General features: G+C 60.1%; 9 protein-coding genes. 3 read left to right on the top strand and 6 right to left on the bottom strand.

What is annotated here, in order from left to right:
• Positions 1-2: 2 nt before the first annotated feature.
• The 6 genes from BUC04_RS17140 to BUC04_RS17120 form a co-directional block, all read right to left on the bottom strand.
• On the bottom strand, positions 3-452 hold the full coding sequence (locus BUC04_RS17140; RefSeq protein WP_082766770.1) for a helix-turn-helix domain-containing protein: 450 nt from the start codon (positions 450-452) through the stop codon (positions 3-5).
• A 181-nt stretch (positions 453-633) separates the two neighbouring features.
• On the bottom strand, positions 634-846 hold the full coding sequence (locus BUC04_RS23740) for a hypothetical protein (RefSeq protein ID WP_159437703.1): 213 nt from the start codon (positions 844-846) through the stop codon (positions 634-636).
• 83 nt (positions 847-929) lie between these two features.
• A complete protein-coding gene (locus tag BUC04_RS17135) occupies positions 930-1,706 on the bottom strand; it encodes a hypothetical protein (RefSeq protein ID WP_067663828.1) in 777 nt (258 codons plus the stop codon).
• A gap of 28 nt (positions 1,707-1,734) precedes the next feature.
• Positions 1,735-2,154: a hypothetical protein gene (locus BUC04_RS17130; RefSeq protein WP_067663822.1), complete on the bottom strand. Its 420-nt coding sequence runs from the start codon at positions 2,152-2,154 to the stop codon at positions 1,735-1,737.
• A 59-nt stretch (positions 2,155-2,213) separates the two neighbouring features.
• Positions 2,214-3,293 carry a hypothetical protein gene (locus BUC04_RS17125; RefSeq protein ID WP_067663819.1) on the bottom strand — a complete coding sequence of 360 codons (1,080 nt, stop codon included), beginning with the start codon at positions 3,291-3,293 and terminating at the stop codon, positions 2,214-2,216.
• Positions 3,294-3,337: 44 nt separating this feature from the next.
• Positions 3,338-5,566, bottom strand: coding sequence for a hypothetical protein (locus tag BUC04_RS17120; RefSeq protein WP_067663815.1), 2,229 nt, complete (start codon positions 5,564-5,566; stop codon positions 3,338-3,340).
• Between the two features lie 1,120 nt (positions 5,567-6,686).
• Here BUC04_RS17120 and BUC04_RS17115 point away from each other — a divergent pair.
• The 3 genes from BUC04_RS17115 (at position 6,687) to bglX (ending at position 13,694) form a co-directional block, all read left to right on the top strand.
• A complete protein-coding gene (locus BUC04_RS17115; protein WP_067663812.1) occupies positions 6,687-9,449 on the top strand; it encodes a TonB-dependent receptor in 2,763 nt (920 codons plus the stop codon).
• A gap of 194 nt (positions 9,450-9,643) precedes the next feature.
• A complete protein-coding gene (locus BUC04_RS17110) occupies positions 9,644-11,194 on the top strand; it encodes a sulfatase family protein (RefSeq protein WP_200804704.1) in 1,551 nt (516 codons plus the stop codon).
• Between the two features lie 76 nt (positions 11,195-11,270).
• A complete protein-coding gene (gene bglX, locus BUC04_RS17105) occupies positions 11,271-13,694 on the top strand; it encodes a beta-glucosidase BglX (RefSeq protein ID WP_073326028.1) in 2,424 nt (807 codons plus the stop codon).
• Positions 13,695-13,868 lie beyond the last annotated feature (174 nt).

Below are 13,868 nucleotides of genomic sequence, written 5' to 3'. Positions count from 1 at the left end.
GGCTAGGAGGTTTTGTCGGTACTTGTGCCCAGGTAGCCCCGCAGCCCGCCCTGAACCAACAGCGCCAAAAGGCACAAACTGGTGGTGATGGCCACGGTGGCCAATGCCAGGTCCGTCTGGGCTTCACTGAGCTTGCTACGGCCCAGGTACACCCCCAGCAGGCCGATAAGCTGACTGGCGATCACCGCCAGTAGCTGCCATTGCCACTGGCGTTTGCCAGTAATTTGGGCAGGTTGGCCTTGGGGCTGGGCCAGTTGCAGTTGTGCCAGCTCCAGTTCCAGTACCGAGGCCAAGGCGGTGAGGGTTTCCTGGGAGGCGGTGCCGGTTTTCTCGGCCCGCTGAATGGTGCGCAGACTGAGGCCACAGGCCTCGGCCAGGTGTTGCTGGGTCCAGGCCCGTTGATCGCGAGCCTGTTTGATCACGTCCTTGTTGATCTGCATAACCGTTTCCATTGTGCTGCTCCTATGTCGTTGAGGGTCGGCTTCAGACTAGGGGCGAGCAGCAAATTCCCTTAGGCCAGATGGGTGACTGACGTATGACAAACCGCCGTCACTTTTGTGCCAAAGCCCATCACAGCGCAGCTTGGGCCGGGATGCAAGCAGGGTGGGGAAATAAGGTTTGGATGAACAGGAGCTAGCGACTGGCGATGTAACGGCACAGGGCCAGGCCCAGTTTCAGACAGATGACACTCTGGGTGGCCAACAGCACGGCCATCCACAGATCCGACTGCCACTCGCTCCAGTGGGGCCAGCCGAGGAAGGTCAGTGGCAGGCTGACGGCCAGCAGCAGGGCCGGTACGACCATCCTACGCTGCAAAGGGTGTCTCAGCAGAGGGCGTTTCATCATTATGGGTCATTGCGTGAACTGTTAACGGCTACCTTAGCGCATCGAAGTCTTAAGTTTGTTTAACTGGATCAAGCCGGTGCCAGTCAGTACTGATGGATCAGCAGGGTCAGGGTGCCGCGCTCGTCGTTCACCGTGGCCAGCAGGTAGCGGCCGCCCTCATCCAGCCCCAGGGCATTGGTGTGCCAAAGATGACCTTCCGGGCTGTCGAAGTTGGGGGTATCCCCTGCTACCAGGATATCCACCTGGCCATTGGCCTCCGCCTCCGGCAGCGCCAGCAACTCGCTCAGGCTGTTCCATGGCTGGTTGGCAAAGCGCAGCTGGCGGTCAATGTAGAGGTCCAGCCGCCGCTGCTCATGGCGGCCGTCGCCCTGGAACAGCTGCAGGGTGACCTCGCCCTCATGGGGTTCGGCCTGGCTGACCTCGAACTGAGTCAGGGTCACGTTGCTCTGCACCACACCGGAGGCGAATAGCCAGTAATCGACCTGGTGTTCCAACTGGCTTTGCAGCTGTGCCAGACTGGCCCGGCTGTTGCTGTCCAGCAGCTGGTAGCTGACGCCGACACTCTCTGGCGCTGGCACCGCGGTACCCACATAGAGCTGGGACCAGGACAGTGGGGCTCCCGCGCCAAACAGGTGGCCGAGCCCGCTGGCCAGGGATTGCACCGCTTCGATCCCCACCAGGGCATCGACATCCACCACCTGGGCGGCATCAGTGGGAGTCGGGGCTTCGGTGAAATTGAACAGCGTGACCTGGGCACTGCGCTGCACGCTGTTGGGCTGGGTATCCACCGGCACATCACCACCATCGCCGCAGCCGGTAAGGCCAAGGAGCAGGGAGAAGAGTGTCAGGGCAAGGCGCATGGAACCTCCTCTGGGGCAAATCCCGGTCTTAGTCGAACACGTTGGGGCAGCCACCATAGTCATTGAACGAGGGATCCCAGCGGCGGACATCATTGGCCCGTCGCCAGCGGGCGTGGAAGAACTCCATCAGGCAGGGGCCCTGGGGCAGCTCGACCCAGAGGGTATCCCCCTCCTTGACCTCATCATAGGGTGGGTAGTCACTGCGTTTGCCCCAGGTCAGGCCGCCGTTTTCATCGGCATAGGCTTGCCAGAATGCCTCCATTGTCAGCCACTGGCCCTGGTTCTGGTCATAGGCCTGGGGCTGGCCGCTGGCATCGCTCTTAACCTGGCCATGACGTTGGCCTGGCGCCTCTGTGGCCGGTTCGGCCAGGGCAGGTTGGGGCAGGGTGGTGAGACCCGCAGGCGAGCCCTGCAGTAGGGCAAAAAGCAGGAGCAAAACAAAGGACATGGCGAGATCCTGTCGAGAGGCCGTTGTCCAAAGGTAGCAGTTGATTTGGCCAGAGGACCCTAGAGCTGAAATGGCAGCACGGCAGAGACCCCGAGTTGAGCCAGGCTGGCCTGGCGGGGGTTAAGTCGGTCCGCCATCCAGGACAGCTGCAGGTAGCGGTTGCGCCAGTTAAGGGCCAAAGCGTTGTGGCCCGGGTAGAACTGCACCCCCCAGCTGTCGTTATCCCGTTGGGTCTGCCACCCCAGCGACAGGTAGTGCTGGTGATGATAGTGCTGGCCCCCCAGTTGCCAGTGATGCTGGCCCCGTTGATAGTTGGCGCGCCATTGGTAGCGGCGGGGCAGGCTCTGGCGGTAGTCACCATAATATTCGCGGCCATGGATGATGGGGTCGACATGGACCGAGCCGTCGGGGTCGATGATGGTGTTGGCGGTGTCGGCGTAGGCGTCGGTGTAGGGGCTGTCGTACCACTTCACCTCGCTGGCCAGATCCTGCACCAGGCCGGACAGGGTTAGGTGCTCGCTGGCCTGCCATTCGAAACCCAGATCCAGGCTGTAGCCCCAGTGGCTGTGGTTGTCCTCGAGCGGCCGTTCAAACAGGTAGTCGCGGGTGTAGGTGTAGCGCAGCACGACTTCACCGGTGTAGTTGCCGTCTTCGCTTAGGCCGGCGTAGCCCCCAGCCTCACCGGCAGTCAGACTGTTGGCATAAAGCAGGGACGCCGCGCCATAGAGGGTGAAGCGCTCAGACAGCGGCCAACGGTAGCCCAGTTTTACCCCCTGGGCGCCAAACTCCTGGGCCTTGAGATCCAGCTGGTAGAGACGGCCGTCGTCGATCAGGGTCTTGTTGCGGATGGCGCTGTAGAACGCCATGGTGTCTTCGCTGAAATCCAGCTGCCAATCCATTCGGGAGAACACCGAGATGGCCAGGTTACCCTTTACCAGGCCAAAGCTGGCTTCACCATGGGTGAAGGCAAACTCGCTGGGGGTATAGGGCACCTTCTTGGCTTCTATCACCTGATAGATGCTGTTGTCCTCGGCGTGGGCAAAGGCCTGGTAGTGATGATACAGCTGCCAATCGGGGTGATCGGATCGGTCGTAGGGCAGCACCGACGCCAGGGTCAGTGCGGAAAGAAACAGGGACATAGCAAAAAAGGGAGGCCGAAGCCTCCCTGTCTAACCTTTGGGGTTTAGAGGATGGACTCGAAGTCACCGTTGATGTAGCGGATGGTGATCATGCCGTTGCTGGCTTCTTCGATGTCGGCGGCGTGTACGCCTTCCACAGCGATGTTGCCAATCAGACGACCGTTGTCATCCATATCCAGGGTCATCACCACGGAGCCGTCGAAGTTCTTGGCGGTGATCGCCTCGTATTCGCCTTCACGGTCGTAGATTCCCAGGGCTGCCTCGATCAGGGTGGTGGTGTCCTGGTGCAGCACGTTGACGCTGGCATCGACGCGGTCGAACTCGGCACGCTCAACCTTCAGGCTGATGGAGGCCGGTACGTTTTCGTTGTTGGCGGTGTCCACGTCCACAGCGGCAGAGGCTTGAACCAGCGCCTTGACGTAGCTGTCCTCGGTCTCGCTGCTGCGGGACTCCTCGCAGTCACGGTCTACAACGCCTTGCCAGATGTCGCAGGTCTGCTCTTTGAACACAAAGCCCAGCTCGTTGTTCAGGTTAGCCAGCAGGCCGATCTCGGCGAACTCGCCGCCATGGTTCAGGGCACCGTCCAGCGCAAAGCGAATGGACTCGGCGGTGATCTCAACGTACTCGAACTCGTAGCTGTAGTCGTTGTTCCAATCGTTCCAATCGTTGTAGTGGCCGTATTCATCTTCGAAAGCGAAACGCAGGCCCTTTACCGCCAGCTCGATGGAACCAACAAAGCTGGCTTCGCCATTGCTGATACTGGCATCGACCAGGTTGAACTCAACCTGGTCGGCGGCCAGCTGCTCGCTGTACTCAGTTTCACCTTCACAGTAACCGACGCCAGCGTCACAGCTTTGGTCGCGCTCGTAGTCGCTGTCCAGCTGCGCACCCTTGATGATGGCGCTGCCGGTGGCGGACAGCTGGGTAGCGTTCTCAGTGACGGCCAGCTCGTCGATGGACAGGTCCAGCTCTGCGTAGCCTTGCTCGGTGCAGCTGTAGTTGTCGTTCCAGTCACCGTCGCAGCCTTCGCTCTCGCTCCAGTCGAAGTCCACCTCATCGATGGTGGCGACGAAGGTAACGCCGTCGATGCCAGTGATGCTGTAGGTGTTCTTGCCGGAGTCAATCTCTACATTCGGATGGCTGCCCTCTTCATAGGCCTCGGCGATGGCGATGGCGGAGTACTCCACCTTCTCCAGGATCACCGCCATGTCGTCACCGACGATCTCTTCCAGACCTTCGAACTTCTCGGCGAAGTGGTGCAGGGCGTTGTTCAGGTCACCGCCTTCGGATACGGAAGCAACGACGGAGCGTACGTCACCGACGAACTTCTTGGCTGCCTCAACCTCGTCGATCTCCTCGTCCGGCAGGTCCGGATCCGGCACGATGGTGCCGCCACCCTGCTCGATGTCGTCCACATTGCTGTCCGCATCGTTGACGCCCTCTTCGATGCCGGTCATGTCCAGATCATCGTGGTGCTCGTCGACGGTCTCGGTCACGTCGCCGGCGGCGCCGATCACCTCACGCAGGATGTCGGTGTCGATGCGGTAGCTGTCGCTGCTTTCCGCTTCGATCAGCTCCGCCATGTCCAGCTCAGGGTTTTCAACCTGGGCCTGGTACACGGAGGCGGAGTAGACCGCGGCCAGCTGATCCTGTGTGGAGGCGTTGGCCATCTGCTCAGCGTCGGTCAGATCCACCGCGCCCACCTGGTTGATGTTCTCATCCAGGTTGAATGCCTGACGCACCACGTCGTTGGATCGACGGATGGTGTTGGCACCGATGCCCTGGCTGCCGGCTTCGGCGATGGCCTGGCCAGCGGCGATGTCGGTCAGGGAGGTGACGTTCACCACCAGGTCGGTAGCCTTGGCTGCCACACCCGGGGTAGCCGCCTTCAGCTCGAAGTCGGCACCGGGGTGGAACTTGTCACCAAAGGCAACGCCGTCGCCACACTGGGCAACGTCACAGGTCATCAGGGTGTTGGCATCGGCCTTGGCCATCACCAACAGCGGTACGCCCGCCGGGGCGTTCTCGATGCGGTAGTGGCCACGCACGTCGGTGGTGACGGTGGCCATGAAGGCCTCTTCGTCGCTGCAATCGGTGCTGGTGGCTTCGCACACGGTGACCTGGGCGTTGGCAACGATCCCTTTGTTTACGACACCTTGGAAGTCACCGAATACCGGCTTGTCTTTATCACCACTGTCACTGCTGCTACCACAGCCTGCCAGAACCAGAGCGGAAGCCACCGAGGCGGCCAGGATGGAGATCTTATTGTTCAATTCTTATTCCTTTAAACTCAGAAGGTTGAGCTCCCTTTTTTGGGAGCGTGCGTTATAGCTCAGGGAGGTGAACGGCCATGTGACCAGATCGGTAAAGTGTCGCCGGGCTCACGCTTTGAGTAAGCAGGGTGTTGGTTGAGGTAGGTTCATCGATCTCAGTGTTGTTGTGACTGTGGTGAGGTTGGTTCAGTGTGATCTAAAGCAGTGCCGGAAACTCGTTCAGAGTGGCAATAAAGTTCGAGGTTCGAATGTAAAGGAATGGGGAGAAATTGACGAAGATTGACCGAATATTCCCTGTAACATTTCCAGGGTTAATACACTCGGAAATCCGTTAATTTGTGCTCTTTTATCGTCAGGTTCAATTCGGATTAACCGCATTATTCAGCGTAAAAAGCAGCACAGAGTCATGGCCGAGTTCTCAGTTTTTAATGTCACATTAAGTTAACAGCAATTCGGCTTTTAACAGCTCGATGTGAGGCTTTGTGAGCAATAACAAGAGAAGTGTGGAAATACTACTCGATATTTCGGAAATTGGTAAGACCAATCGTGGGCGGTGCCAGCGTCATCACAGGTTGCCAACAGGTTGCGCTCCGGTAGCCTGGGTGTTGCGCCCGGCTCGGGTGGGTGGAGTGAGAAAGTAGGGAAAAAAGGAGTAAAACGCAGGCGATTTTTATTTGTTAATGCTTGTTGGTGATTTTCATTTTGTGTTGCTGTGGGGTTGGTTAATAGGGTGGGTGGAGTGATCTTTGCCTAAAAAGCATACTGAGGGGCGTTTTTTTTAAAGAATTTTGTCGGGAACTGACCGCTTTACTATTGCGGTTTATGTCATTCCTATGAATAGTGCCAAGGTCGTTTGAGATTCGGACAAGCCGATTCAAACCGAGCCACCTCTCAGTGAATAAAGGCCAAAAGAGCCAGTTGCCAAATTGTAAAAAAGAGCAACGCAACACTGGGGAGGGTTCTTGTTGGTAACAGCACGTTGTCGAGTTTAAGTCTTTACCAATTGCCGTCTTGTCTTACCGGAGCGATCCGGCTCTTTCGTCGCAAGCGTACGTCGGTTCCCCTGGGCTCCCTGGAGGGCTTCAGCGGTGTGTGCAGATAACTACAAAGAGATGAAACCATGGCAGTAAAACCCACCCAACTCACGCCCATCGCGGCGTTCTTGGCGATGACCCTGGCCCCTACCGCAGTGATGGCGGAAGAGCAGGAACAGTTCAGCACTGAAGATGTCGAGGTGATCCGCGTCGCCGGCACCCGCGCCAGCCTGAGTGAAGCCCTGAACGAGAAGCGCTTCTCCGATGCCCAGGTCGATGTGATTGCCGCCGAGGATATCGGTGTGATGCCGGATCCGGACATCGGTGACTCCCTCGAGCGTGTCGCCGGGGTACAGATCCAGCGTAGCGAGAACGGCGAAGCCCGTGAAGTGAACGTGCGGGGCCTGCCGGGTTACTTTACCAAGACCCTCTACAACGGTCGCAGCATCTCCACGCCGCTCAATGCCAACCGTAACTTCTCTTACCAGATCATGCCCTCCGCCTTCATCTCCCAGGCGTCGGTACAGAAGAGCTCCTCCGCTGATCTGACCGAGGGTGGCATCGCCGGTACCGTGGATCTGCGCAGCCACCGCGCCTTTATGGCCAACGAGCGGGTGGTCCGTGCTGTGGTCAAGGGCTCTTACGACGACAACAGTGGCGAGTGGGGCCCGGATCTGAGCTTCATCTACTCCGACCGCTTTGCCGATGACACCCTGGGCTTTGCCTTTGGTGCCAACTACCTGCAGGAAGACAACTACTCCCAGCACACCAACTCCAACCCGCTGGGCTCCAAGTTCTGGAACGACGTTGAGATCAACGACGAAGGCGATACCGACCGGGTCTATGGCACCTCCGCCATCCGTGCTGACCTGCAGAACAACGAGCGTGAGCGTGCCGCCGTGTTCACCAACCTGGAGTGGCGTCCCAACGACAACTTCACCCTGTTTGGTGAGGTGTTCTACACCGACTACTCCAGCAAAGAGAACCGTCTGCGTCACAACTTCAACACCGCGCTGGGCACCGACCTGGTCGGCGGCGATTTCTACGAGCACGACGGCAACATCTACGCCCGTCGCATGGAGATCGACAACGTCTCCAGTTTCGTTGAGTCCAACCCCATCTCCCGTGACGCCGACATCATGGTGAACACCCTGGAAGCCACCTACGAGTGGGGCGACTGGACGGTAAACGCTGGCTACACCATGGTGCGCTCCGAGATGCTGTGGAACGCAGTGAACCTCAAATCCGATCTGAACGAGCGCCTGGACATGACCTTCCACGGCGACCGTGGTGGCCCGTGGGGCATCGAGTACCGTACCCCGGGCGTCGACCTGACGGATCAGAGCCTGTACGGTGACCTGTACATGGCCAGTACCAACTTCGGTACCGTGCAGGAGAGCAACTCCGATGCAGTCAACCTGGACGTCTCCCGCTACACCGAGATCGTGATGGGCGACTTTGCCGTCACCAACGTCAGCTTCGGCATGAGCTACACCAAGGAAGAGATGCTGGAGAGCACCGCCTTCCTCGATCTGGACACCCAGCAGTTCGCCCGCTTTATGCAGGACTACGGTGTCAGCGATCCGGGCTTTATTATGGCGGCGCCGGGTAACGGCGGCTGGTTCGATGGCGCCAACGGCACCAACTATGCCCCGCAGAACTTCTGGGCACCGAACGTCAACGGCTTTATGGACTCCATCCATCTGGATGACCTGCGTGCCTTCGGCCGCGACCAGCAGGCCCAATGTGAAGCCAGCGGGGAACTACGCTGCAAGGACTTCGAGGAGTTCCAGTACGACCTGTTCGAGGACACCTTTGCCGCCTACTTCCGTGCCAATTTTGAGTTTGGCTACAACTGGAGCGGTAACGTTGGCGTACGCTACGTCCGTACCGACACCACCGCCAACGCCTACACCGCCGATTGGACCCAGGGTGTGACCGCCGTTGGTCGAGCGAACCCGGGTGTACCGACCAGTAACATCCTTTATGTCTTCAATGACGAGGTAACAACCAAAACCACTGACAAGACCGACAGTCACTTCCTGCCGAGCCTGAATCTGAAGTACGCCATGCGTGATGACATGGACGTGCGCCTCAGCCTGTCTCGCACCATGGCGCGCCCCAACAAGAACGACCTGACCGGCAACACCTTTGTCACCGGCGATGGTCAGGGTGATATCACCATCAACACCTCGGAAGGGGCGCTGGATCCCTTCATCTCCAACAACGTGGATATCAGCTGGTCCTGGTTCTACAACGAGGACTCGATGATCTCCGCTGCCTACTTCTTCAAGGATCTGGAGACCTTCGTGCGCCTCAACGAGCGTATAGAGATGGTCGAAGTGACCGATCTGGATGGCAGCACCCGCCTACAAGAGGTTACCGTGCGCAGCCAGGACAACGAAGAGGGTCTGCACCTTCACGGCCTGGAGTTTGCCTACCAGACCGCCTTTACCCAACTGCCGGGTTGGCTGAGCAACACCGGCATGCAGGCCAACTACACCTTCATCGACAACTCCGAGCCGGAGCTGCTGGATGCGGCGTCCAAGCACAACGCCAACCTGGTGATGTACTACAGCACCACCAAGGTCGACCTGCGTCTGTCCCACAACTACCGTGCCGGCTACCTCAAGGATCCGGCGGACGGTGTGCGCCCGGCCACCTACTATGATGACCAGAACCGCACCACCCTGGCGGCCAGTTACCGGCCGGCCCAGGCCCTGCGCCTGACTGCCTCCATCAGCAACCTGTTCGACAACGACTCCTCCATCTACACCGATGGCGGCACCATCCGGGTGTTCAATGACCCGGGTCGTAAGGTCAACGTCGGTATGGTCTACAGCTTCTAAGCCATGACCACCTTGGCATGGCACGTCGCCTACCCCAGGGGATAACAAGGCCCCCGGCTTCGCCGGGGGCCTTTTGTTTAGGCTCATTGCCGACTTGGAACCACCTCGTGTGAACACGGCAGGAGCCTGCAGCGGGACGCTGTCGGGCAGTGGCGGCCCCGCTACCTTCGAAAACGCAGAAAAAAGGAATGATCATGCAAACTAAGCTTCCGCTCTGGAGCGGTGCCCTGGCCACCCTGGCGCTGCCAGCCCAGGCCTCGGTGTTCCCTGACAGCATCGAGATCACCCCGGTACCCGGTGCCAAGCCCCACAACATCGTGTTCATCCTCACCGATGATCACCGCTACGATGCCATGGGCTTTATGGGCCACCCTTTTATCCAGACCCCGCACCTGGACTCCATCGCCGCCGAAGGGGTGCACCTGGAGAACGCCTTCGTCACCACCTCGCTGTGCTCCCCCAGCCGCGCCTCCATCCTCACCGGGCTCTACACCCACAAGCATCGGGTGATCGACAACCAGCGCGAGGAGCCGGAGGACATCGTCTACTTTGCCGAGTACCTGCAAAAGGCTGGTTACACCACGGCGCTGATGGGCAAGTGGCACATGGGCGAGGAGTCGGATCACCCCCGCAAGGGCTTTAACCACTGGCTCAGCTTCGAGGGCCAGGGCCACTACTACCCGCCTTACGAGGGCTACACCCTCAATCTCAATGGCGAGCGGCTGGAGCAGAAGGGCTACATCACCGACGAACTCAACCAGTACGCGGTGGAGTGGCTCAAGCAGCAGAAGGACTCGGATCAGCCCTTCATGCTCTACCTCTCCCACAAGGCGGTGCACGCCGACTTCACCCCTGCCGAGCGCCACAAGGGGATGTACGACGGCAAGGTCACCCTGCCGGCCAACCACAAGCCGGTGGATTACGGCCCTAACAGCCCGCGCTGGCTGCGGGATCAGCGTAACTCCTGGCACGGCATGGACTTCCCGTACCACTCCGAGGTGGACATCACCACCTACTACCAGAACTACGCGGAGGCCTTCGCCTCGGTGGATGAGGGGATCGGCATGATCAAGCAGACCCTTAAGGAGATGGGGGTCTACGAAGACACCCTGATCATCTACATGGGCGACAACGGCTTCATGTTTGGCGAGCACGGCCTGATCGACAAGCGGGTCGCTTACGAGCCCTCCATCCGGGTGCCGATGCTGATGCAGTGGCCCAGCCAGGTTGAGGGTGCCCAGGTGGTCTCCGAGGTGGTGGCCAACATCGATATCGCCCCCACCTTGTTCGAGGCCGCCGGGCTGGAACCCCCGGCCCACATGGACGGCCAGAGCTTTATCCCCCTGGCCCAGGGCAAGGAGATCCAGTGGCGCGACTACTTCCTCTATGTCTACTACTGGGAGAAGAACTTCCCCCAGTCCCCTACCGTGTTCTCGCTGCGGGGCGACCGCTTCAAGTACACCACCTACTACGGCCTGTGGGACACCGACGAGCTCTATGACCTTAAGAAAGACCCGCGGGAGACCAACAACCTGATCGCCGATCCGGACTACGCCGACACCATCGAAGAGATGAAGGACGCGCTGTTCGCGCTGCTGGCGGAGGCCGGTGGCATGGAGATCCCGATGAACAAGCCCCACGGCTGGGATCGCAACAAGCGCTACCGGGCCCGCGGCGGCGATCAGGCGGCGGACTTCCCCGCCCATATGGTGCTGGATAAGCCGGAACGGGATAACGCCCACTAAGCCACAGCCAACAATTCAATGAGCCTGGGCCCGGACCTGCAGTGAGGAAAGGTCCCATGAAAAAAGCAGAGAAACCATGAAAAAGAAACTGTTATCCGCTCTTATCACCACCGCCCTGGTGGCGGGTGTCGCCGCCTGCACCCCGCAGGCAAATGCCGAGCAGCAAGGCGCGAAAGGCAATGTCACCGCCGCCGGTGTGGCCCTCAATCCCCACCCCAGTCCGGTGCCCGCCTCGGTGCAGCATTGGAATGACGACAAGGCCAAGATGGACAGCTACATCGATGAGCTGATGGCCAAGATGACCCTGAAGGAGAAGATCGGCCAGCTGGATCTGCAGACCAGCTTCCGCGATCTCACCGGTCCCTCCATCAACGAGAATTACGAACAGCAGATCAAGGATGGCCACGTCGGCGCGGTGTTCAACGCCTACGAGCCGGACTTCAACCGCACCCTGCAGCAGATGGCCGTAGAGGAGACCCGCCTGGGGATCCCGATGCTGTTTGGCTACGACGTGATCCACGGCCACAAGACCATCTTCCCCCAATCCCTCGGTGAGGTGGCCTCCTGGGATCTGGACGTGGCCAAAGAGGGCGCCCGCGTTGCCGCCCGTGAAGCCGCCGCCGACGGCGTGATGTGGACCTTTGCCCCGATGGCGGACATCACCCGCGATCCCCGCTGGGGCCGGATCTCCGAGTCCGCCGGTGAGGATGTCTACCTCAACACCCTGATGTCGGTGGCCCGGGTTGAGGGCTTCCAGGGCGATGACCTGGCTGCTCCGGATACCGTACTGGCCACCGCCAAGCACTTTGTTGGCTACGGCCTGGCCCAGGGTGGGCGCGACTACCACACCACGGATCTGTCCGAGCATGAGCTGTGGACCACCCAGATGCCGCCGTTCAAGGCGATGGTGGACGCGGGCGTCGCCACCTTTATGACCGCCTTTAACGATTTGAACGGCATCCCCGCCACCGGCTCCAAGTTCCTGCTTACTGACGTGCTGCGCGACCAGTGGGGCTTCGAGGGCTTCGTGGTCACCGACTACACCGCCATCAACGAGCTGGTGCCTCACGGCTACGCTCGCGACGACAAGCACGCAGCGGAGATCGCCTTTAATGCCGGTGCCGACATGGACATGGTAGGCCGGGTCTACCTGGACTACATGGAGGAGTTGCTGGAGGAGGGTAAGGTCTCCATCGAGCAGATCGACACCTCGGTACGCCGCATCCTTGAGATGAAATGGCGCCTGGGTCTGTTTGAGGATCCCTACCGTTACTTCGACAACGCCCGCGCCGAGCAGGAGATCCTGTCGGAGCAGAACCTGGCCATCGCCCGGGACGCCGCACGCAAATCCGCGGTGCTGCTGAAAAACGAAGACCAGGCGCTGCCGCTGCAGCTGGACAGCCTGGAGAGCATCGCCCTGATCGGTCCGCTGGCGGATAACAAGCGCGACATGATCGGCAACTGGGCTGCCGCCGGCGACCGCAAAACGGTGCCGGTCTCGCTCAAGCAGGGGCTGGCAGAGCGCCTGGGCGACGAAGTGACCATTCACTATGCCGAGGGGGCCACCTACAACTTCATGGTGGATGCAGGGTTTGCCGCCTCCCGCGCGGACCACATGGTGGGCTATAACGACCTGTCCCAGCAGCAGCTGGATGGGATGATCGCCGAGGCGGTCAGTGCCGCCAAGCAGTCCGACGTGATAGTGCTGGCCATCGGCGAAGACCAGCGCATGTCCGGTGAGGCCTCCTCCCGGGTTGAGCTGACCCTGCCGGGCAACCAGCGTGAGCTGATGACCGAGCTGAAGAAGCTGGGCAAGCCGATGATCGGCGTGGTGTTCTCCGGTCGCCCCAATGATCTGAGCTGGGAGCAGCAGAACCTGGATGCGATCCTGCACGCCTGGTACCCGGGCACCGCCGGTGGCCATGCCATCGCTGACCTGCTGGTGGGTGACTACAGTCCGTCCGGCAAGCTGCCGATCACCTTCCCCCGCAGCGTCGGTCAGGTGCCGATCTTCTACAACATGAAGAACACCGGCCGCCCCTATAACGCTGACAACGCCAACCAGCGTCAGGAGCACTACAAGTCCCGCTACGACGACAGCCCCAACACCCCGCTGTACGCCTTCGGCCATGGCCTCAGCTACGCCAGCTTCGAGTACGGTGAGCTGACCCTGTCCAGTGAAACCCTGACTATGGAGGGCGAGCTGACCGTCTCCGTCGAGGTGACCAACCGCGGCAAGCACGCCGGTGAAGAGGTGGTGCAGCTCTACACCCGACAGCTGGTGGGCTCCGTCACCCGTCCGGTGCAGGAGCTTAAGGGCTTCGATAAGGTGCATTTCGAGCCGGGCGAGACCAAGACCGTCAGCTTTACCCTGACCGCCGAGGACCTGGCCTTCTACCGTGCTGACATGAGCTGGGGCGCCGAAGCCGGCGAGTTCCAGGTGATGGTCGGCACCGCCTCCGACCAGGTACAGCACAAGGGCTTCACCCTGGTGGAGTAAGGCTTCACTAACCGATTGAGCGCTGCCCCGGCAGCGCTTTTTTGTGTTCGCAGCAAAGGGGATCCCGATCCCTCGCGCGTTTCGGCGCAAAGTAATGTCATGGCGTGTAAATAGAGTCCCCCTGGCTGGGGGGAGAGGTTATAACGTCGGCAGCAAAAAACTCCGCCCTCCTGG

The organism is Ferrimonas marina, from assembly GCF_900129905.1.
Lineage (GTDB): Bacteria > Pseudomonadota > Gammaproteobacteria > Enterobacterales > Shewanellaceae > Ferrimonas > Ferrimonas marina.
Note: the sequence above shows the minus strand (reverse complement) of the source record. Positions and strands in the feature narration are given on the sequence as shown.